Here is a 20,448-nt window from a genome sequence, read left to right as displayed (position 1 = left end):
GCGGGCATCCGTTCAGGTAGGGCCTAGAGCGAGGAACCGAGTCGGTGGGCGCGCTCGGCCGCCCACTTCGAGACTCGTTCCCAGCGCTTGGCGGTGTGCATCCGGCGGGCCAGGCGGTGCGTGTACGCAACCTGTTCCGCCTCTCGCGTTCGAGATCGAGCGAGATTTTCATAGATCAACATTTGCGTGGGTCCTTCGGGCTTGAACGTGTACATGGGGTCTTTGAGCTGGGCGTTCATGCGGCAACCTCATCCTGGGTGTGGGCCGCGCGCTCGGCGGCCTCTCGTGCGACGTCTTCCTTGCGCGGGCGGCCACGGGGCCGCTTGCGCGCGATCACCACGCCGCGCTCGAAGATCTCCCCACCCCAGACGCCCCACGGCTCGTGCCGCGCGAGCGCCGAGGCCAGGCAGGCCGCGCGCACCGGGCAGTCACCGCAGAGCAGCTTGGCGCGCTCGAGCTCGGTGGGGGTGTCGCCGAACCACAGGTCGGGGTTGTCGGCGGACCGGCAAGGAAGGTCCAGTCCAGCCGACGGAGCCGCGTCCAGCAGCTCGCTGACTCCGGAACCGGGAGGTCCGAGAAGGTCGGTGAATGCTCCGCCGGTGAGCGGAACAGTGGCGGTACTCATGGCTTGAAATCTCCTGATTTCAGTCTGGTGGCTTGGTGAAGCCGTTGTAGGGCAAAGAAAAAGGCCGCGGATTCCGGTATCGGAGTCCGCGGCCTCGGGAGCCTGGAGTTACTTGACGCCTGGTCAAGTCACCCCACCCGAGGTGGCGGACGGATTGGTCGGAACGTCGACATCGAGAGTGCGGGCGTGCTTGCTGCCGGCGATGGCAGCGGTAGCGGTGCACACGGCGAGGCGCTCACGCTGGACGTGAATCGCTTCGCGCGCCGGCCCCCAGGACGGCGACACAGAACTCCCCAGGAACGGCAGGTAGCCGGGGTTCGCGTTCGTCATGAAGATCTTCACGATGGCCACCTCCTCCGTCTGTCCTAGGTCCGAATCTTCGGGCCACTTCGTGGCCCGCTATTGCAGGTTATTCAGGTTGCGGGAGGCCCCGCAACCGATTTTCCAGAACTTCCTGTGACGCCGGTCACATACCGCTCGATCGGGTGGCGTTAGCGACCACCGAGAGCACCTCTTGCCCGAATTTGTCCAGTTTGACCGCCCCCACACCGGAAATGGACACGAGCGCGGCCCGATCCGCCGGACACTGTTCGGCGATCGCCAGAAGTGTGGCATCGGTGAAAATGACGTAGACGGGCACGCGCAGCGCCTTGGACCGCTCCAGCCGCCACTGCTTCAGCCGGTCGAGCAGACCGTGGTCGAGATCGACCGGGCACGTCTCGCACCGGCCGAGCTTGAACGCCATCGTGCCCGCCAGCTCGTCGCCGCAGACCCGGCAGTGCCGGATCATCGGCATCCCACGATCACGCCTGCGGGTCGCGGAAGCGGCGACCCGGGCGGTCGGGTGGTTCTCCGGGATCAGGCCATAGAGGAAGCGGCTGCGCCTGCGGTAGCGCTTGCCGCCCTCGGCGCGCGCGAGCGCCCACGTGAGCGACAGGTGCTCACGTGCCCGGGTGACCCCGACATAGAGCAGCCTGCGCTCCTCCTCGATCTGCGCCTCGTTGCCGTCGGCGTGCTGGATCGGCAGCGTGCCGTCGACCAGGCCGACCAGGAACACCGCGTCCCATTCCAGGCCCTTGGCCGAGTGCAGCGACGCCAGCGTCACGCCTTCCACGGTCGGCGGGTGCTGGGCCTGGGCGCGCAGCTCGAGCTCGTGGACGTAGCGGGCGAGGTCGGCGTCGGCGACCGTCGCGGCGAGCTCCTCGGCGAGTTCGACCAGGGCCAGCAGCGACTCCCACCGCTCGCGTGCCGCCCCGCCTGCGGGCGGGTCGGCGGTGAGACCGAGCGGTTCGAGCAGGCCGCGCACCAGTTTCGGCAGCTCACCGGTCGGCGACTGCACCGCCGCCGTGCGCAGCGCGGCCGTCGCCTGCCGGATCTCCTGGCGGTTGAAGAACCGCTCACCGCCGCGCACCAGGTACGGGATGCCCAGCTCGGTCAGCGCCTGCTCGTAGACCTCCGACTGCGCGTTGATCCGGAAGAGCACCGCGATCTCGCTGAGCGCGACGCCCTGCTCGATGAGGTCCTTGATCCGCCCGGCGACGGCGGTCGCCTCGGCGGGCTCGTCGTCGTACTCGACGAACACCGGGTCGGGCCCGGGCTTGCGCTGCCCGATCAGCCGCAGCCGCGACCCGGCGGGCCGGTCGCGCGCGGCGGAGATGACACGGTTCGCCAAGGACACCACTTCCGGTGTTGAGCGATAGTCACGCTCTAGGCGCACGACGGTCGCCTCGGGGAAGCGGCGGGTGAAGTCGAGCAGCGGCCGGGCCGAGGCGCCGGCGAAGGAGTAGATCGTCTGGTTCGCGTCGCCGACCACGGTGAGGTCGTCGCGGCGGCCCAGCCAGGCGTCGAGGACCCGCTGCTGCAGCGGGGTGACGTCCTGGTACTCGTCGACCACGAAGCAGCGGTAGCGGTCGCGGAACTCCTCGGCCACCGCGGAGTGCTCCTCCAGGGCGGCGGCGGTGTGCAGCAGCAGGTCGTCGAAGTCGAGCTGGTTGGCGCGGTTCTTCAGCGCCTCGTAGCCGGTGTAGACCTCGGCGACCTTCTCCGCGGGCGCCGGTGTCTCACGGTGGAAGCGCGCGACGGCGGCCGGGTAGTCCGCGGGCGCGATCAGCGACGCCTTGGCCCACTCGATCTCACTCGCCAGGTCGCGCAGGGTCTCCCGCTCCGTGCCCAGGCCGAGCTTGTTCGCGACCTGCGAGACCAGGCGCAGCTTGCCGTCGATCAGCTCCCACTGCTCGCCGCCGACGACCCGGGGCCAGAAGTAGCGCAGCTGACGCAGAGCGGCGGCGTGGAAGGTCCTGGCCTGCGCGGCGTGGATGTCGAGCGCGCGCAGCCGGGTGCGCATCTCCCCCGCGGCCCGCGCGGTGAACGTGACCGCCAGGACCTGCCCGGCGCTGACGTGCCCGGCGTGGATGAGGTGGGCGATCCGGCTGACGATGGTCCGGGTCTTGCCGGTCCCCGCGCCCGCGAGGACGCACACGGGCCCGCGCGGGGCGGTCACCGCGGCGAGCTGGTCCGGGTCGAGCCCGTCGAGCGGATCGGGTGCGCCTGCCATGTCGACCATCCTGACATCAGAGCGCACCCGACGGACGCGGGACCACGCACCGTATCCTGGTGGTTATGGCTGACAAGCAGGACAAGGCGGCCGCCAAGGAAGCCAAGAAGGCGCGCAAGGCTGCGTCGAAGGCGAAGCGCGGACAGCTCTTCCAGGCGTTCAACATGCAGCGCAAGGAGGACAAGGCCCTCATCCCCTGGATGCTGGGCGCCCTCCTGGTGGTGACCGGCGTCGTTTTCGGCATCGGGCTGCTGCTCGGGATCGAGTGGTTCCTGCTGCCGGTGGGCATCGCCCTCGGCGCGTTGGCCGCGGTGATCATCTTCGGCAGGCGGGTGCAGAAGAACGTCTACTCGAAGGCGGACGGCCAGCCCGGCGCCGCGGCCTGGGCGCTGGAGAACCTGCGCGGCCGCTGGCGGGTCACCCCGACCGTCGCGGGCACCACGCAGCTCGACGCGGTCCACCGGGTGATCGGCAGGCCCGGCGTCATCCTCGTCGCCGAGGGCGCGCCGCACCGGGTGAAGAACCTGCTCGCCCAGGAGAAGAAGCGCATCGCCCGCATCGTCGGCGACACCCCGATCTACGACGTGATCGTCGGCAACGAAGAGGGCCAGGTCCAGCTGCGCAACCTGCAGCGGCACCTGATGAAGCTGCCGAACAACCTGCGCCCGGCCGAGATGGACACGGTGGAGAAGCGTCTCGCCGCCATCGCCAACCGCGGCGCGGCCATGCCGAAGGGCCCCATGCCCCCCGGCGCCAAGATGCGCAGCGTGCAGCGGACCCTCCGCCGCCGTTAGACCAGTTGTTGTCGTCGCCCTCGATAATTCGGGGGCGACGACGACGGCGGCCGGACTACGGTCCCGTCCGTGCTTGAAACCGATCTCCTGGCCACCCGAATCGCCACCGCCCAACGCGACGGGCTGGCCCGGTCGAAGACCGTCATCCCGGCAGGGCCGTTCACCGGCATGCTCACCGAGGGCGGCCACCCGATGGCGTCCTACGCCGTGGCGACCGAGCCCGGCGAGCGGGTGACCGACCTCGCCGACAGCGTGGAGGTCCTCCGCGCCGCTTTCCCGCCCGGCCTGCTCCGGTTCGAACTGATCGAACAGGCCAGCCCCGGCGCGGCCGACCTCCTGATCGCCGCGGGTCTGGCGGTGACCGCCCGGATACCGGTGATGACTGTCGACCCGGCCGACGTGACCGTTCCCGAGATCCCCCACGGCGTGACCATCCAACGCGTCACCACCGCGGGCGACGCAACCGCCGCCAACGCCGTCGCGCACATCGCATTCGGCGCGCCCGGTGAGCCGGGTGTCAGTGGCGAGCCAGGTCCCGCGGAAAGCGGCGGATCAGTGCTCGCCCGCTTGGACGGCAAGCCAGTCGCAGTGGCGTTCTGGAGCGGGGTCGCCGACGGGGTGGCCGAGATCGCCGGTATCGCCACCGCCGCGGAACACCGCCGCAAGGGCCTGGCGACACTGGTGACCGCGTACGCCGTGCGCACAGCCGCCGAGCGAGCAGGCGTCACCTTGGCGTGGCTCACTCCTGGCGACGACGGTGCGGAACAGGTCTACCTGAAAGTCGGGTTCGCCCACGTGGCGGACGCCATCCATCTTGGCGAACAGCACTAGGTGACGGCCCGACCCCAACGGCCTGTTTGGGTGGTTCGCCTTGATTTGGGGCAAATGGGCCTAAACTCGCGGTGCGGGTGAAGTTCCTTGACCTCGCCTTTTGACCCGCACAGGCCCATTTGGCGGGGTCCCCAAATCAAGGCGAACCACCCAAACAGGCACCAAACCGCCCAAATGCGGATCAGCGGGTACGCAGAACCAGCGTCCCGAGAAGCCGGTCGTGCAACCCCCGACCATCCTTGTCATTGATGGCTGCGGGCAAAATCACACCCACCAACGCCGTCCGAGCGATCCCCCGCAACGGCCCCACGAGCGCCGTCCCATCCATCCGCACCACCCGCATCCCCAGGATGGCCTTCCCCGGGGTGAATCCGGCCAGTGACACCCCCACCGCGGAGATCACGAACCACACCCCCATGGCCCACAGGTTGAAGGTCCACATCGTCGCCGGGTCGTCGAAGTCCCTGCGCACGAAAAGGGACGTCACCAGCGAGGCCAAGACCAGATCGATCATCAGCGCGCCCAGCCGGATCGCCGGCGAGGCGACCGAGCCGGAGCCGCGTTCGGGCAGGCCGAGCCGGTCGCCCCGCCACCGGATCTCACCGTCGGTGGGCGCGATGGCCGCGCTGGGGCCGGACAACCACGAACCAGTCCATCTGCTCACCCCACCAGCGTAGGACGAAGTGCCATCCGTGCCCGCTCCTGGCATCCTCTTGAGCAAAACCGGCCGTCGTTAACATCGGCGAAACATCTCGGTGATGGTCGGGCAACACCACCCTCTTAGCGTCATCACGCAGAGCGGGCACGGCACTGCGGCCGTGATCGCAGGCAGGGACGGTTGCCCGCTCGCGCGATGTGCCGGGATTGGACCGGCGGAGAATACGAAGGAGTCAACGAGCGTGTTCAACTCTCCCGACGAGGTCCTGCGCTTCATCGCAGATGAAGAAGTGAAGTTCGTCGATGTGCGGTTCTGCGACCTGCCCGGCGTGATGCAGCACTTCACCGTCCCCGCGTCCGCGTTCGACGAGGATGCCTTCACCGAGGGCCTCGCGTTCGACGGTTCGTCGGTTCGCGGTTTCCAGTCGATCCACGAGTCGGACATGCTGCTGCTGCCCGACCCGTACACGGCTCGCCTGGACCCGTTCCGCACCGAGAAGACGCTGATCATCAACTTCTTCGTGCACGACCCGTTCACCAAGGAGGCGTACTCCCGCGACCCGCGCAACATCGCGCGCAAGGCGGAGCAGTACATCACCGAGTCCGGCATCGCCGACACCGCGTTCTTCGGCGCCGAGGCGGAGTTCTACATCTTCGACTCGATCCGCTTCGACTACACGGAGAACGGCTCGTTCCACGAGATCGACTCGGTCGAGGGCTGGTGGAACAGCGGCGCCGAAGAGGGCGGCAACAACAAGGGCTACAAGACCCGCTTCAAGGGCGGCTACTTCCCCGTGCCGCCGGTCGACCACTTCGCCGACCTGCGCGACAAGATGGTGCTGAACATGCAGGACGGTGGCTTCACCGTCGAGCGCGCGCACCACGAGGTCGGCACCGCGGGCCAGTCTGAGATCAACTACCGGTTCAACACGCTGCTGCACGCCGCGGACGACCTGCAGTTGTTCAAGTACCTCATCAAGAACACGGCGTGGGAGGCCAACAAGTCGGCCACCTTCATGCCGAAGCCCCTCTTCGGCGACAACGGCTCGGGTATGCACACCCACCAGTCGCTGTGGAAGGACGGCGAGCCGCTGTTCTACGACGAGTCCGGCTACGCGGGCCTGTCCGACACCGCCCGCCACTACATCGGCGGCATCCTGGCCCACGCGCCGTCGCTGCTGGCGTTCACCAACCCCACGGTGAACTCTTACCACCGCCTGGTGCCCGGCTACGAGGCCCCGGTCAGCCTGGTCTACTCCCAGCGCAACCGCTCGGCCTGCGTGCGTATCCCGATCACGGGCAACAACGCCAAGGCCAAGCGCGTCGAGTTCCGCTGCCCGGACTCGTCCGGCAACCCGTACCTGGCCTTCGCGGCCATGGTCATGGCGGGCCTCGACGGCGTGAAGAACAAGATCGAGCCCCCGGCCCCGATCGACAAGGACCTCTACGAGCTTCCCCCGGAGGAGGCCAAGGAGGTCCAGCAGGTCCCCGCGTCGCTGGGCGAGGTGCTCGACGCGCTCGAGGCCGACCACGACTACCTGCTCGAGGGTGGCGTGTTCACCCCCGACGTGATCGAGACCTGGATCGCCTTCAAGCGCGAGCACGAGATCGACCCGCTGCGCCTGCGTCCGCACCCGTACGAGTTCGGCATGTACTACGACGTGTGATCGCATACCGGGTTTGACCTGGTAAAACGCCTGTTCTCGACCGCCCCAGGCCGTCTACAGGCCGTCATAGCGAAAAATCATGGTCCCGCCCGGTTGGGCGGGACCATGATTTCGTTACGGTGGGTGAGGACCGGCGGTCCTCGCAGCTCAGCGACCCGCAACAACGCCCTTGGCGCAAGGAAGAACCGCGCCCACCCTCAGTCACCCCTTCGCCATCACCGGTGCCGGGTCGACGCTGCGACCACCGGAAACCGTCGGGGCCGGGTGACATGATGGTCACCTGGAGGGATGCGGGCGGCACCGAAGGCCACACCAGCGCGGTTCCGTGGGCCTATCGGGGAAAGAGGGGCGCAAGACGTGAGCGACATGCGTGGGCAGCGGCAGGGTTCACCACAGCTCGCTTTCAACTTCGTGCCGGTCACCTTCTCGGCAGAGACGTACGACGGCGGTCTGGTCGACTTCGAGTCATCCGACCAGCTCAACGCGCTGCGTGCGGAACTCGAGAACACCCACGTGGTGTCCAGGACACGCGGAGGCATCGCCTGCGTCCCGCTGGTAGCCGACGCCAAAACGCACGGGAAGCCGACGACGTTCGCAACCAGGAATTATCGACGGCTGACGATGCGGCTGGTGCAACAGGCGCTGCTGCGCTCGGTGGTGGGTTGGGGTTACACGCTGCGCAAGCCCGGACGGGCAAGCTTCGTATCGCGGCGGGAGGGCAAGGATCTGCTCGCGGCGGCCACCCGAGGTCACAGGGCTGAAGCAGTGCGCAATCTGCACGTGTTCCCGCAGTACGTCCTCGACAGCAGGGCCGTCGGACCGTCCGGTGCACCTGGCGTGATCGTCGGGGTGAAGACCCGCTACGAGATCGACCTGACCGTCGAGGAGTTGATCGGGCTCGGGGTCAACGTCCGCGATTGCTACGTGGTGGCCGACGACGGCTCAATCGCACCGTTCGCGCATATGGACCCCACTGCGACCCGCCGCAACGTTGGGGCCGTGGACCACGTTGACGGCCCCAACCTGGTCCTGCGGGATGCGCCCGGCGATCCGCGCGTCGCGGTCGGCCAGGCGTGGCTGGAGAGCCGCCGCGACATCTTCCATACCGTGATCAACACGGTGGTGGGCGCAGACGGTGCGCAGATCATCAAGGAGCTGGAGCTGGCCACGTTCGGACTGCTCGGCGCGTTTGGTCGGTTCGAGAAGACGATCGAGATCGCCAACAGCCTGGCCAGCCGCGGTCCCCTGGAGATCGCCCACGGTCTATCGGTGACCCTGGAGCCACCAGTCGGCTCGTCGAGCACCGCTAAAGCCGCGACGTGGAGCTTCAGCGAGGCGCCGACGTTCAAGTTCGACCAAGCGGGCGACAAGACCCACCGCTCGGCTGACCGCGGCCTGGACGATTATGGGCCGTTCGACGTGGAGTTCTTCGCGAAGAAGAAGCCGCGCATCGCGGTGGTCACCCCACGCGCTCACAAAGGCATCGTGGAGCAGTTCATGACTAAGTTCCTCCACGGTGTTCAAGGCGAGAAGGTCTACGGGCAAGGTTTCATCCGCAAATACCACCTCGGCGGCTGCGATGTGCGCCTGCAGCCTTTCGACGGCAGCCCGACCGACGCGGGTGCCTACCGGCAGGCGTGCCAGGCGGCACTGCAAGCGGGCGAGATCGATCTGGCCATCGTCATCACGAGCGAAGCCCAAGTGCATCTGACTGGGGACGACAGCCCTTACTTGGTCGCGAAGTCGACGTTCATGGGCCAGGGTGTCCCGGTCCAGGAGATCCGCATCGAGACCGCCCGACAGGCCAAGCTCGCCTATCCGCTCAACAGCATCGCCCTCGCCTGCTACGCCAAGCTCGGCGGCATCCCCTTCGTCATCGCCGCGCCGCGTGCCTTGACCCAGGAATTGGTCATCGGGATCGGCAGCGCCCACGTCAAAGCCAGCCGCAACTCTGCCCCCGAGCGGGTCGTCGGTATCACCACCGTCTTCAGCGCCGACGGCAACTACCTGCTGTCCAACACCTCCCGCGAGGCGGACTACGAGGACTACCCCCGCGAACTTCTGCGATCGCTGACCGAGTGCATCGACGACATCAAGGCCCGCAACGCCTGGCAGCCCGGCGACGAGATCCGCCTCGTCTTCCACGTGTTCAAGCCGCTGAAAGACGCCGAGGCGACCGCGGTCAAGGAACTGGTGGAACACCTCACCAGCCAGTACACCAAGGTCGAGTTCGCCTTCGTGCACGTGAGCACGGACCACGAATGGATGATGTTCGACCGCGCCAGCGCTGGAATATCAGGCTGGGGCAACGGACGCGCCAAGGGCCACTACGTGCCCAATCGCGGCTACGCCGTCCCGATCGGCACCCACGAAACGTTGCTGGCCGTCAGTGGCCCGATGGACCTGAAAAGCGCCCTGCACGGCGCACCCAGGCCGCTGCTGCTGAAACTGCACCAGCAGTCCACCTTCACCGACATCGAGTATCTCGCCCGGCAGGCGTTCCGCTTCACCTCGATGTCCTGGCGCAGGATGTATCCCTCGGGTACACCTGTCACGATCCTGTACTCCGACCTGATCGCCGACCTTCTCGGTCACCTCCGTCACGTGCGGAACTGGAACCCCGACACCCTCGCCACAAAACTGCGCTCCAGCAGGTGGTTCCTGTGACCGCGTCAGACACACCAGACGCTGCCAGCCCAACCGGGCAACTGGCAGCGCAGATCACCAGCCTGGAGCAACTCGTGCTGCGCGCGAATCTGCCCGGCAATCTCGACGGGCTGCTCGCCCACCACATCCTCGGCGACCACCGAGTGAACTTCGCGTGGAACGTCAACCCCATGACCCCGGAATGGCTACAGGACAACGAGGACCGCCTGGCTCATTCCTCAGGCCTGGCCGTCCTCGGCTACGGGCTCGCAGGATTCCCCTCCACCGCATCCCACACCGGCCGACGCCACCTCACCGGAGGACTTCCGGCGCTGATGCGCAAGGACCCCTTCCAGGTCGATGGCGTCACCTTTGTCAACGACCCCGGCCAGGTCGTCGGAATCGCGTTGGCCGTCAACGCCGCGCACGAGGACGTTCCCCAAGCCCGCACCTGGCTGGCAGACATACTCCACGATCAACGCCTACGGCCCCCAACCGCGTTGCTCGGGATGTTCCACCAGCACGCACGCCACATCATCGCGGCCGCCGCAGCCTTCCGACCCGACCCACGCCAACTCGACGACCCGGTCGATCTCGCCGGCCTCCACTGGCTTGTGACTGCCGACAGGAACGTCGAACTGACTGACCCCCATGAACTACACGGCCTGCGCTCCCGGCTGCTCAGCGGCGTCATTCTGGGACAGACGGAACCGTCCTCAGCATCGCGGGCCGCGCTTCTGCTCGCGGCAGCCACGCACATCGTCACAGCCAGCGTCGACGACCTCATCCTCAGCCGCAGCCATGTAGGCGTACTGCTGGGCCGATTCGAGGACGCCATGCGCCACTGGCGCTACGACAACGACACTCTTGACCACCCCATCCGCTGGCCGATCACCGAGGAACGCGAAGTCCAGAACATCCTCTGGCTCATCCTGCGCCCGGTCTTCGACGACCTGGTCGACGAGGAAACCCTGCGCAAACTCGGACACAGTACTTACCGCGCCGACTTCGGCATCCCCTCGCTTGGTCTGCTCGTCGAGGTCAAGTACGCGCGCAAGGCGGCCGACTTCAAGACCTTCGAGAAGGAAATCATCCAGGACTACGTCGGTTACCTCACCGACAACGAGCCCTATCGCAAGCTGGCCGTGTTCATCTACGACGAATCCGCCTCCGTGCAAGAACACGGCACGACCCGCAACGCCCTGCTCAAGATGCCCGACATCACCGACGTCATCATCGCCAGCCGACCCAGCCACGTACCCGCACCCGACCGAACCGCCCGCCGACGCAACAAATCACGCTGAGGTGGTCTCCCCGCCAAGATCAGGCTGTCTGGAGCGATGTCAGGTAAACCCACCGTCCCTTTGGCAGGTTGCCAGGCGACACGCGGCACAGCGAGTGGCGGCCGGGAAAGTCGGCCGCCACTCGCCAGTCAGTCAGGGTGTTACTCGCCGCCGAAGATGCGGTCGATTGCCAAACGGGTGCGGGCCGCGCTGGAGGGCATGAGGTGGGTGTAGACGCGAAGGGTGAAGGCGGGGTCGGCGTGGCCGAGGTATTCGGCCAGTGCCCGGATGTTCTCGCCCGCGTCGAGCAGCACGGAGGCGTAGAAGTGACGTAGGGCGTGGAATCCGTCGGCTCGTACCGGCTCGGTGACGCCTGCTTCGTGTAGTGCTGGTCGCCAGACGTGCCGGTTGAAGTAGGTCCGGTGGATGGGCGTGCTCTCGCGGGTGTGGAGCAGGAGGGGCACGGTGACCAGTTCGCCGTCGGGGTCGCCCCACGGCAGCGTGATCTTCAGCGGCGGGAACTGCTCGATGTGTTCCTTGATCGCGATCCGCACCTCGCTGGGCAGCGGGACCTCCCGTGTCTTGCCGTGCTTGGGCAGGCCGAACACCAGCTTCCCGCGTACGAGCTTGATCTGGCGTTCGACTCGCAGCTTTTCCGCGTCGGCGTCCACGTCGTCGGGTGAGAAGCCGAGGACCTCCCCTTGGCGGAGCCCGCAGCCACCTCCGAGGGACACCGTGACCTTGTACCGGTCCGGCAGGGCCTGGTGAACGGCGTGCATGCGCTCGGGTACCCAGGGGACGATCTTGGGGTATTCGCCGCGCGGCGCGGTGACCGACTTCGCGATGCAGGGGTTCTTGTTGAGTCGTTCGTCGTCGATGGCGGCGGCGAAGATCGCCTTGACGTTCGAGAAGATCAGGCGCCGGTAGGTCTCGGCGAGGCCCTTCTTCTGGAGCGCGCGGTCCCATTCCCGGATATTCGACGGCTTGATCGCGCGCAGCGGCCGGTTGCCCAGGTACGGGTAGATGTGGAGCCGCAGGCGGATCTCAGTTCCCTCTCGGGTGGATTCCTCGAAGGTCTGGGAGTTGAGCCAGGTCTCGGCGAAATCCCGAAACGGAACCTTGCCCGCGTCGGGGTCGAGGTAGGTTCCTTTCGTTTTGTCGTTTTCCATCTGGTGCATGAAGTCCTGCGCCGCGCCCAGTTTGCGGTCAGGGAACGTTTTCGAGCGTTCCTGCCCGTCCGGGTCGATGTAGCGGACCTTGTACCGCATTCCTTTGCCATAGAACGAGGTTCGCTGCTTGACCGGCTTTCCTTTGGCGTCAAGCACCGGGTCCCCGGTGTCGGGGTTGATTTTGTCGCTGTACCAGCGGTCCTGGATGTGCGCCATCGTCACTCCCCCACTACGCGGCGTCGGCTGTGGCCCACCGACGAACGGCGGCCGGGTCGTACCGAAGATGTTTTCCCAGCTTCCGCGCGGGCGGTCCGGAACCGTTCTTCCGCCAGGCGCGTACGGTTTCGACCGGGACACGCAAATAGTCTGCGACGTCCTCGATAGTCCAGAGTCGGTCGATACTCGCAGGCTTGTCCATCAGCCCTCCAAAAACACGCTGGTCGAGAAATCCTGAACGTCTTTGGCATGACGGCACCTTTCGCGCACCGAGACAGGAATTGAGGCCACGCAATTCCAAATTGGCGACCACGATGTATCCACGCTCTGTACGCGACCGTCGTCAAGCGCAATGCGCAGTGACGCCTTTTACTTCGCCGTTAACCGGCCATGTCCCGGTCGCCGGGATCGGGCCGGGGCGGGCGGCCCACTGGCGCCGTGCGGCGTTCCCGGCGGGCAATCCGCGCCCGGCGGGCCGGTGCGGCGGGGACCGGATTGGGTGGGTCCGCGTGCATGGCCCCAACCGGGCGGCGGCGCGCGCCTGCGTTACGCGGCATCGCTGGTCAGCTCGGCGGCATCGCCGCTCCCTGCGGAGTCGGGTTCAGTGAGCCGGGCAACACCATCGCCGACGGCCGGTTCGGTGTGGTCGTCCACGGTCTCGGTCTCCACCGCAGTACGACGGTGTCCGCGTTCGACGCCACTGTCGGACGGGAGGGGGTATCCCTCCCGCTTGAGCTCGTCGTACACCTCGCGCTGCAACGCGGCGATGACACGCGGAGTCAAGCCGTCCGGGTAGTGGTTCGCGGCCATCACGCGGCCCGCCCCGGCTCCGACCACTGCGCCTCTACCGCGCCGGGCGTGTCCGGGGGCGTGGCGACCCGCCACGCACGGCGGTTGGCGGTGGCGAACTCCTCGACGGTGATCAGCGGCGGGTGCGCCCAGACCGGCGACCACACCCACCGCTCACGCGGTGCGCGCCTGCTGTGGTGGCGGCGACCCCAGACCTGGCGGCCGGTGTACTTCGGGTTGCGCAGGATCGACCGCACCACCGCCCGCGTCCACACACCGGGTTGCCCGGTCTCGGGGTCCACCGGCGCCGGGTACCGCGCGGCGGACAGCCGCCGGACGATCTCGGAGAGGTGCAGCCGTTCGTGGCCCCGCCAGAGGAAGATCATGCACACGGTGCTGGCCTCGACCGGCTCGACGACCAGCCGGGTCCGCCACCGCGGCCGTTTACCCTCGGGGGTGACTCGGACCCGCTGGGCGCGGTAGCCGTAGGGAATCAGGCCGGTGTTGAACCCGGCGCGCACCATCTCCTCTGACGCGCGGCGCGCGTGGTCCAGGTTGACGGCGTGGTACTCCCGCAACACCTGCTGACGTACCTGGTTCGGCACGTCCGACGCGGTGTGGAGTCCGTTCGGGTCCGGGGTTGGCAGGCGGCGCGTCGAGCACAGCAGCCGGGCAGCCCAGCGCGGAGCCCGGAACCCCTGGCCGGCGGTCGCCGCCCACCGCGGAATCTCGCCGTCCGGCTCGTGTCCTGAAGTGTTCGTTGTCATGGTGATCTCCGAAATGCGTGCGGGCCGCGACACGGCCCGAGGGGTGCAGTCGGTGACGTGGCGCTCAGGCGGCGCGCGGGTGGTCGACCGCCTCGCCGGAGCGGCACGACCACGGCGAGCAGCCATCCGGGTCGCCGTCCTCCTCGACCGTCGAGGCGGTGATCAGCCGCAGGTGCCGTTTCGCGGGCGATGGCGCGGGCGGGTCGAGGTCGACCTGGTCGAGGGGCTGGCAGGAGCGGTGCAGGAAGTACTGCCCGCGCAACGGTTGGCCCTGCGCGGTGGCGCGCGGGTGGCCGTGGCGGATGGCCTTGTCGAACTCCACCGCCTCGGCCCAGCCGTCGGGATCGTTGTCGCGCAGCCATTTCCAGCCCGCCCGACCGTGAAAAGGACACCCGACACACGCGCTCTTCACCGTTCCGGCGAAGCCCCGCTCGGCGAGGTACTCGACGCAGCGGGTCCGGTCCCAGCCCAGCTCGATCAGCGGGAACACGTTGCGCAGATACTTCACGCCGGAGTCCTTGGCGCGCGCGAACTCGTCGGTGGAGATGCCGATCGCTTGTTCGATGTAGAGGCCGCGCGGAACCCGTCGGGGGTGCGGGTATCCGAGCAGCTCCCGCGCCGCCTTCTTCAGCGGCGAAATCTTGTACTCCGCAGTACATTGCCTACGCGCCAAGCCTCGGCTGCCGTCCGGATTCAACGTGTGAAGCGGCATCGAGACGAACCGGTGGTCCGGGTCGAGGGCGTCGTCGCGGATGTTGCCCGCCGACACCGTGCGCACCGGAATCCCGTACTTCGCGGCGTGGTCGCGCAACCGGGCGAGGTTGGCGTACACCTGCTTGGGTTCCCAGCCGGTGTCGGCGAACAGAGCGACGTCGAACCGCGGGATCACGCCCTCACACGCCAACAACAAGACGGTGGTGCTCTGGACACCGGCGCCGAGACTCAAGCACCGCAAAGCCGGTCCCGAATCCGAAGTGAGCGTCCGGCTGCTCATGCCGCGTTCGCCTCCAGCCTGTGGCCGCAGCCCCGCGCGGAGGTGCCGGTGTCGGTGTTGAGGAGGGCGGCGAGGTCGGCCAGCAGCAGCCCGACGGCGTGGACGGCCTGCTGCGGGACGACGCCGTTGCCCAGCGCGCGCAGTTGCGCGGTGCGCGGCAGGGGAAGGCCGGTGACCCAGCCAGCCTCGATGCCTTGGAGCCATTCGACGAAGGCGGGGGCAAGGACGGGGTGGCCATGCGTGCCTGGTTGTGTCGGGTACGGCGCCAACCGGCCGAGGACCTGTTCCCACCGTCGGATGGCGGGGGCGTAGGCGCCCCACGCCACCTCGCCACCCGCCGACACCCGCTCCGGGTCCTGCGGGGTGGGGACGGTTACGAGGTGCCGTCGCCGTCCGGGGTCGTGCTGGCCGGGGTGAGCAGCCGCATCACCGCCGAGGGCAGCATCAGGTCGCCCTTGCTGCCCCGCTGCGCCGGACAGCCTTTCGTCCCGTCGGTTGCCCGCGGCGTCGGGAGGAACGCTTGCGGGTCGGTCAGTGGCAGCACCTGCTGCGACAGCGGCGGCCGGAACCCCGAGCCTGCTCGCCGTCCCGGTGTGCCGGTGTCCGAGGCCCTCGGAGTCGGTAGCAGCCGGGCTTCGTCGGGCAGCGACGGCCCACCGCTCTGTGTCCGGTGCGTGCAGTTCTTCGCATCCGAGGCCGTCGGTGTCGGCAGCAGCTTCAGCACCGCGTCCACCGCGGCGTGCAGGTTCACCTGGTGCCCACCAGCTCGGCGTCGCACCGGGTCGGCTGGTCCCCGGTTGTCGCCGTCGGGGGCTTGCGGTGTCGGCAGCATCCGAGGCAGCGTGGGCGCGGGGCCAGGCGAGCAGGAACACTCGCTCGCGGCGGTGGGCGGCGCCGATGTCGGCGGCGCGGACGCTACGCCAGAGCGCGTCATACCCTGCTTCGGCCAGGTCGCCGAGTACACGGTGGAGACCTCCGTTGCGCCAGCGAAGCGCGGCGACGTTCTCCACCACGACGAGCGCGGGTCGTAGTAGGCGAATGCCCGCCACGATGTCGGTCCATAGGCCACTGCGCGCTCCGTTCTCGATGCCCGCGCGCTTGCCCGCGGCGGAGATGTCCTGGCACGGGAACCCGGCGGTGAGCACGTCGACCGGTTCCACGGTGGCCCAGTCGATGGTGCGGACGTCGCCGAGGTTGGGCACACCCGGCATCCGGGCGGTGAGGATCTGGGTGATGTGCGGGTCGGGGTCGGCGCACCACGCGATCCGGCCGCCGCCGAACGCGGCCAGCACTCCGAGGTCCAGTCCGCCGTAGCCGGTGCACACCGATCCGACGACCGGCCCCGCACTCGATGTGACGGAGAGTGTGTCGGGCGCGATGTCCGCGACGGTGGGCGGTGTGGCCGCCCGCCCCGCCCCCGCCGCTGTCGTGGTGACGGCGACGAGGGCGGGGGCACAGCCGTGCCCTGAGCGGCGGGTGGCGCGATGTGGTCGGCTGCTCATGCCGCCCGGCTCCCCGACACGCCCGAGCCAGCACCACCGGGGTTCCCGGCGTGTCGCGTCTGGCCGCTGACGAACCTTCGGGATTCCTGAAGGTCCGTCGAGATTCCCGGACCCGAGCGGTGTAGCGGGGTGCGGAACACCAGCACGTCCTCATGCGAGATGAGGTGCAGCGGCAGCCCGTTTTCCCTCTGCTTGCGGATGAAGTCGCGCTGGAAGAACGACCCGCGCGCCACCAGTTCGCCATCGCCGGCGCGTGCGAGCAGGGCGACGCAGCGTTCGACCGGGATCAGGCCGGCGTGCACGCCGCAGGCGAGGATCTGCGACGGCAGGTCGATCAGTTCGGCGTGCTCGCGCCAGGGGCGGATGGTGATGGCGATGTGCCCGCCCGGCTTCAGGAACGGCACCAGCCCGGCAAGGATCCGAGTGAACCCGGTCAGCAGCCGGTGGTGCCCGATGTTGGCCAGATTCCCCCTGTCCAAAGTGCTGCCGTAGCGGTGGTGGTACTTCTGCACCCCCTTGCCCGGGGCGACCGAGACCTGCCCGTGGGTGGAGGGCCCATACGGCGGAGACGTGACGACGAGCGCGGCCTGCCCGAGGTACTCCGGCGGGAGCAGCGCGGCGATTTGGCGGGCGTCGCCGTGGAACACCTGCCCCTCGGACTCGATCCCGGCGTCGCGGGCGAGCGCAAGGTTGCGGCGGGCGACATCGACCCAGTGCGGCTCGTACTCGATTCCCACCGCGCGCCGCCCGGCGTGCACGGCCTCCACCAACGTGGTGCCGATCCCGGCCATCGGGTCGAGCACCAGCTCGCCGGGCCGGGTGTAGTGGGCGATGGCGTGCGCGGCGACGGCGGGCAGCATCTTGGCCGGGTGCGCGGTCGACTCGGGCACGAAGCGGCCCTTGCGCTGCGCCGCCGGGGCGGACTGCGCGGTCGTCCACACCGACACCGACACCGGAACCTCGCCGGTGTCGGTGTCGGTGTCGGTGTCGGCGGTGGTCTCGTCGAGGATGTCGCGCACCGAGCTGAACACGGGTCGACCGGCAGCGGTGTTCGTGTTCGAGTTCGTGGTGTCGAGGGTGTTGATGAGCGCGCGCGGGATGCGCACGGTCGGCGCGTCCGCGACGCCGTCGGGTGACGGGGTGGCGGGGGTGCGGTCGTCGGCCACGGGAGTGCCTTCCTGCCGGTCGAGTGCGCTGAAGAGGGGCCGGTGATCTGCGGGGTTGCCGGGGTGCGGAGTCGGTGCGCCGGTCATCGCGCGCCCCCCGTCTGCGGCGCCTGCGCGGCCGGATCCACCGGGCTCGCCGGGGGCGGCTCGTGCTCATGCGGCTGGGCAAACACAAGGACGTCGGAATGGATCCGCGTGTGTGGGGCGGGCAGCCCCCGCACCACCGCGCGGTGCTCCGTGCGCGCCCGCCGCTCGGCGGCCGAGCCGTCGGCGTCGGGCAGCAGTTCGGTCGCGAACCGGCCGTCACGGACCGGCACGTGGAGAGCGACGACGTGCTGCAGGTACAGCAGGTCCGCGTTCTGCGCCGCGGCCACCACCGCACCGGTCGGGTCGACCAACTCACCCCCCGACCAGTCACTGTGGGTGAGCACGGCGAGGATGCCGCCGACCCGCAGCAGACGGGCCGCGAGCAGTGCCACGACGTCGCCGACGCGGTCGCCGGCGTCGGCGGGCGGCAGGCTGGTGATGACCAAGTCCGCGTCCGGCGAGACGGTGTCGAAGCCGTGCGGGGACGCCGTCGGGACCACCGCCGAGGGTGGGGTGGGGTCGCCGATGAGGTCGGCCCAGAACGGCCGCGACACCGGCCCGGCGGACTCCTCGGGCGCGGCGGCGCGCACCACGCGGCCGTGGCGCCCGAGGTGCTCGACCGCGTCCAGCGCGGCCGACAACTCGCCGTCCGCCGCGTCGCCGGAGGTGCCGTCGGGGGCGTGCCGGATGACCCCGTCGGGGTCGACGACCCCGAACCCGCGCCGCCGCCCGGAGGTGGTGTTCGAGGTCGGCCACGGCAGCAGCGCGACCCGCCCGCCGGGCGCGCTGAACGCGGCGACGATCTTCTCGACCAGCGGCGTGGGCCAGGCCGCGTCGAGGTCGATCCCGCATCCGCCCGCAGTCCACACCGTCGCCGGAGTCGGCGTCGCAGCCGAACCGCGTGACCGGCCGCGGGTGGTGGAGCCGGGCTTGGCGGGGCTGACCCTGGTGGTGGTCGCAGCGGTCGGATAAGGCCGCCGCTCACCTCCGGGAAGCCGCCCTGCCGGGCGGGTGGAGTCGCCGCGCCGCTTCGGGCCGTGCGACGCCGTACGGCGCGCGGGCTGATCGGACTGGGGCATAGGAACCTCGCAGAGTCTTCGAGGGTGTGCCGCGTTGGGCGTGGCGGCCTGTAACACCCCAGGACTCCGAAAAACACCCAAGATTCCCGGACCCGTTACCGAATCTTTATCGCCCGCTTTCGGGGCCCACGCCGCTACCCGAAAGGCTCAAAGGGCCACACAAGCGCGCCTATGTTGCTGCCTGTTCCCCTTCAGGTTCTGTGCTGTCGAGAGTTTTCTCGGACATTTTCCGCACGCCTGCCCACTGTGCGTCGCGGGCACGCCGGTCGGGGCGTCCGACTCACCGGCAGGCTATTACCGGATCGCCACCGAAACGCCACCAAACCATCATTTCCGCAGATAGAAGGCTATTACCGATGATCATCAAACGATCTCCATCTCGTCGACCAGAGTGGCCATCGCGCGAGTCGGGATGATCTTTGTTGCGGCTGGAAACGATCACCGGAGATCATCGGTGGCGTTGTGGTGGACTTTTGGTGGCGTTCTGTTGCGTTTTGGGGGACGCGGTTTGGCTTCCTGTGATGGTCATTGCTGTTTCGACCATTGCAAAGGAGCCGACCATGGCCCCGAGTCGCGTATTCGGTGACACGCCTTTCGAGCCCGATTCCCTGCCGCTGGAGTCCGCGCGGGCCGCATTCGAGTGGCTGACCACCGGCCCGGATCCGCTGTCCGTCGACGGCCGGTTCTTCCCCGGCCTGCCCGCCCGCCGCGTGCCGGTGAACGAGTTGCGCGAGCTGCTGCTCGACACCTCGCTGCCGCTGGCGGCGGTGGACCTGGTGTGGATGCACCTGATCACCCGCTCCCGCGATGAGGGCGGCGCGTGGACGGTGGCGTGCGTCGGTGTGGCACTGCCCGCGCTGGTCTCCATCGCCGCCCGGCTGTCGGCGAAGTTCGCCGACGACCATCGCGACATCCACAGCGCGGTCCTGACCGGGTTCCTGTCCGAGCTGGCCACCATCGACCTGGTCCGGCCGTGGGTGATGTGGCGGTTGCGGTGCGCCGCGCTGCGCGCCGGACACCTGTTCATCCGCGACGCGCTCGACCGCCCGACGCCCGCGTGGAACAGCTTCGGCTCCAGCGAGCCCGCCCCGCCCTCGGGTCACCCGGACTTCGTCTTGGCGCGCGCGGTCGCCGAGGGCGTCATCACCGGCGACGAGGCCGAGTTGATCGGCTCCACCCGCCTGGAGGACTACCCGCTCACCGCCGCCGCGGTCGACGCCGGCGTCAAGGTCTCCGCCCTGCACGCGATGCGCAGCCAGGCCGAAGCCCGCTTGGTCGCATGGCTGACCGAGCAGGCCCCGCACGACGATCCCGGCGATCGCCGCGAGCGCGACGTCGAGATCGCGGCCGTCGGCGCCGTGACTATCACCGCGGCCGCCGATGGCGACGGATCCGGCCTGCGCCGACCGCGCGGCAAGTCACGCAGGGTGAGCAATTCGGCTGAGAAGTTGGCGATAACGGTTCGGTATCGGCCTTCGGAAAAGAGGGCCGATTTCGGAGTCCTGGGCTGCGGGAGGACACCAGCCGCCCCCGCGCACACCACCCCGCTCGACCAGCAGGCCCACACCACCGGGCAGCCGTCGAACGCGACTCCGGAGGTGCCGCCATGCGCCGCCTGACCC

19 protein-coding genes are annotated in these 20,448 nt (G+C 68.7%); 6 read left to right on the top strand and 13 right to left on the bottom strand.

What is annotated here, in order from left to right; translation table 11 throughout:
• Positions 1–23 precede the first annotated feature (23 nt).
• The 4 genes from C8E96_RS14225 to C8E96_RS14210 form a co-directional block, all read right to left on the bottom strand.
• A complete protein-coding gene (locus tag C8E96_RS14225) occupies positions 24–239 on the bottom strand; it encodes a hypothetical protein (protein WP_133794454.1) in 216 nt (71 codons plus the stop codon).
• Positions 236–625, bottom strand: a complete 390-nt coding sequence (locus C8E96_RS14220; protein ID WP_091373364.1) for a WhiB family transcriptional regulator — start codon at positions 623–625, stop codon at positions 236–238. The genes C8E96_RS14225 and C8E96_RS14220 overlap by 4 nt, the downstream gene beginning before the upstream one ends.
• Before the next feature lie 123 nt (positions 626–748).
• Positions 749–967 (bottom strand): hypothetical protein, encoded by a 219-nt coding sequence (locus C8E96_RS14215; protein ID WP_133794453.1) that lies wholly within the window; start codon positions 965–967, stop codon positions 749–751.
• A 124-nt stretch (positions 968–1,091) separates the two neighbouring features.
• Positions 1,092–3,179, bottom strand: coding sequence for an ATP-dependent DNA helicase UvrD2 (locus tag C8E96_RS14210; RefSeq protein WP_091374195.1), 2,088 nt, complete (start codon positions 3,177–3,179; stop codon positions 1,092–1,094).
• Positions 3,180–3,244: 65 nt separating this feature from the next.
• Here C8E96_RS14210 and C8E96_RS14205 point away from each other — a divergent pair, with 65 nt between their 5' ends.
• Positions 3,245–3,973 (top strand): DUF4191 domain-containing protein, encoded by a 729-nt coding sequence (locus tag C8E96_RS14205; RefSeq protein ID WP_091373358.1) that lies wholly within the window; start codon positions 3,245–3,247, stop codon positions 3,971–3,973.
• 69 nt (positions 3,974–4,042) lie between these two features.
• Complete coding sequence (locus tag C8E96_RS14200; RefSeq protein ID WP_091373354.1) at positions 4,043–4,804, top strand: GNAT family N-acetyltransferase; 762 nt, start codon at positions 4,043–4,045, stop codon at positions 4,802–4,804.
• 181 nt (positions 4,805–4,985) lie between these two features.
• Here C8E96_RS14200 and C8E96_RS14195 read toward each other — a convergent pair whose 3' ends face one another.
• Positions 4,986–5,468 (bottom strand): RDD family protein, encoded by a 483-nt coding sequence (locus C8E96_RS14195; protein ID WP_091373351.1) that lies wholly within the window; start codon positions 5,466–5,468, stop codon positions 4,986–4,988.
• Between the two features lie 235 nt (positions 5,469–5,703).
• Between C8E96_RS14195 and glnA the strand changes: the two genes are divergently transcribed.
• The 3 genes from glnA to C8E96_RS14180 all read left to right on the top strand — a co-directional run bounded on the left by glnA (position 5,704) and on the right by C8E96_RS14180 (position 11,078).
• Positions 5,704–7,128 carry a type I glutamate--ammonia ligase gene (glnA, locus tag C8E96_RS14190; protein ID WP_091373348.1) on the top strand — a complete coding sequence of 475 codons (1,425 nt, stop codon included), beginning with the start codon at positions 5,704–5,706 and terminating at the stop codon, positions 7,126–7,128.
• A gap of 411 nt (positions 7,129–7,539) precedes the next feature.
• Positions 7,540–9,795, top strand: a complete 2,256-nt coding sequence (locus C8E96_RS14185; RefSeq protein WP_166657992.1) for an argonaute/piwi family protein — start codon at positions 7,540–7,542, stop codon at positions 9,793–9,795.
• Positions 9,792–11,078: a PD-(D/E)XK nuclease domain-containing protein gene (locus C8E96_RS14180; protein ID WP_091373345.1), complete on the top strand. Its 1,287-nt coding sequence runs from the start codon at positions 9,792–9,794 to the stop codon at positions 11,076–11,078. The genes C8E96_RS14185 and C8E96_RS14180 overlap by 4 nt, the downstream gene beginning before the upstream one ends.
• A 140-nt stretch (positions 11,079–11,218) precedes the next feature.
• Here the strand turns inward: C8E96_RS14180 and C8E96_RS14175 are convergent, their stop codons facing one another.
• The 8 genes from C8E96_RS14175 to C8E96_RS14140 form a co-directional block, all read right to left on the bottom strand.
• Positions 11,219–12,442: a tyrosine-type recombinase/integrase gene (locus C8E96_RS14175; protein WP_091374190.1), complete on the bottom strand. Its 1,224-nt coding sequence runs from the start codon at positions 12,440–12,442 to the stop codon at positions 11,219–11,221.
• A 13-nt stretch (positions 12,443–12,455) separates the two neighbouring features.
• Positions 12,456–12,644 carry a helix-turn-helix domain-containing protein gene (locus C8E96_RS14170; protein WP_091373341.1) on the bottom strand — a complete coding sequence of 63 codons (189 nt, stop codon included), beginning with the start codon at positions 12,642–12,644 and terminating at the stop codon, positions 12,456–12,458.
• Positions 12,645–12,988: 344 nt separating this feature from the next.
• A complete protein-coding gene (locus C8E96_RS14165) occupies positions 12,989–13,225 on the bottom strand; it encodes a hypothetical protein (protein WP_133794451.1) in 237 nt (78 codons plus the stop codon).
• Positions 13,226–13,251: 26 nt separating this feature from the next.
• On the bottom strand, positions 13,252–13,998 hold the full coding sequence (locus C8E96_RS14160) for a recombinase family protein (RefSeq protein WP_091373334.1): 747 nt from the start codon (positions 13,996–13,998) through the stop codon (positions 13,252–13,254).
• Positions 13,999–14,062: 64 nt separating this feature from the next.
• A complete protein-coding gene (locus C8E96_RS14155) occupies positions 14,063–14,992 on the bottom strand; it encodes a hypothetical protein (protein WP_091373332.1) in 930 nt (309 codons plus the stop codon).
• Entirely contained in the window at positions 14,989–16,494 is a 1,506-nt protein-coding gene (locus C8E96_RS14150) for a DNA cytosine methyltransferase (protein ID WP_091373328.1), read from the bottom strand. Before C8E96_RS14150 ends, C8E96_RS14155 begins: the two co-directional genes overlap by 4 nt.
• Positions 16,491–17,747 (bottom strand): TRM11 family SAM-dependent methyltransferase, encoded by a 1,257-nt coding sequence (locus C8E96_RS14145; protein ID WP_176926749.1) that lies wholly within the window; start codon positions 17,745–17,747, stop codon positions 16,491–16,493. The genes C8E96_RS14150 and C8E96_RS14145 overlap by 4 nt, the downstream gene beginning before the upstream one ends.
• The gene (locus C8E96_RS14140) at positions 17,744–18,826 is read right to left on the bottom strand and encodes a hypothetical protein (protein ID WP_091373324.1); all 1,083 of its coding nucleotides are present in this window, start codon (positions 18,824–18,826) and stop codon (positions 17,744–17,746) included. The genes C8E96_RS14145 and C8E96_RS14140 overlap by 4 nt, the downstream gene beginning before the upstream one ends.
• Before the next feature lie 560 nt (positions 18,827–19,386).
• Between C8E96_RS14140 and C8E96_RS14135 the strand changes: the two genes are divergently transcribed.
• Positions 19,387–20,445: a hypothetical protein gene (locus tag C8E96_RS14135; protein ID WP_091373321.1), complete on the top strand. Its 1,059-nt coding sequence runs from the start codon at positions 19,387–19,389 to the stop codon at positions 20,443–20,445.
• Positions 20,446–20,448: the final 3 nt, after the last annotated feature.

The sequence above is a fragment of the Actinokineospora alba genome (assembly GCF_004362515.1).
GTDB classification, from domain to species: domain Bacteria; phylum Actinomycetota; class Actinomycetes; order Mycobacteriales; family Pseudonocardiaceae; genus Actinokineospora; species Actinokineospora alba.
The sequence above is the reverse complement of the archived record's forward strand: the minus strand, read 5'-3'. Positions and strand labels throughout refer to the sequence as shown.

What these genes read in the sequence shown, in the direction of transcription:
- C8E96_RS14225 (WP_133794454.1), bottom strand. Translation starts at nt 239, where the DNA reads ATGAACGCCCAGCTCAAAGACCCCATGTACACGTTCAAGCCCGAAGGA.
- C8E96_RS14220 (WP_091373364.1), bottom strand. Translation starts at nt 625, where the DNA reads ATGAGTACCGCCACTGTTCCGCTCACCGGCGGAGCATTCACCGACCTT.
- C8E96_RS14210 (WP_091374195.1), bottom strand. Translation starts at nt 3,179, where the DNA reads ATGGCAGGCGCACCCGATCCGCTCGACGGGCTCGACCCGGACCAGCTC.
- C8E96_RS14205 (WP_091373358.1), top strand. Translation starts at nt 3,245, where the DNA reads ATGGCTGACAAGCAGGACAAGGCGGCCGCCAAGGAAGCCAAGAAGGCG.
- C8E96_RS14175 (WP_091374190.1), bottom strand. Translation starts at nt 12,442, where the DNA reads ATGGCGCACATCCAGGACCGCTGGTACAGCGACAAAATCAACCCCGAC.
- C8E96_RS14170 (WP_091373341.1), bottom strand. Translation starts at nt 12,644, where the DNA reads ATGGACAAGCCTGCGAGTATCGACCGACTCTGGACTATCGAGGACGTC.
- C8E96_RS14160 (WP_091373334.1), bottom strand. Translation starts at nt 13,998, where the DNA reads ATGACAACGAACACTTCAGGACACGAGCCGGACGGCGAGATTCCGCGG.
- C8E96_RS14155 (WP_091373332.1), bottom strand. Translation starts at nt 14,992, where the DNA reads ATGAGCAGCCGGACGCTCACTTCGGATTCGGGACCGGCTTTGCGGTGC.
- C8E96_RS14150 (WP_091373328.1), bottom strand. Translation starts at nt 16,494, where the DNA reads ATGAGCAGCCGACCACATCGCGCCACCCGCCGCTCAGGGCACGGCTGT.
- C8E96_RS14145 (WP_176926749.1), bottom strand. Translation starts at nt 17,747, where the DNA reads ATGACCGGCGCACCGACTCCGCACCCCGGCAACCCCGCAGATCACCGG.
- C8E96_RS14140 (WP_091373324.1), bottom strand. Translation starts at nt 18,826, where the DNA reads ATGCCCCAGTCCGATCAGCCCGCGCGCCGTACGGCGTCGCACGGCCCG.
- C8E96_RS14135 (WP_091373321.1), top strand. Translation starts at nt 19,387, where the DNA reads ATGGCCCCGAGTCGCGTATTCGGTGACACGCCTTTCGAGCCCGATTCC.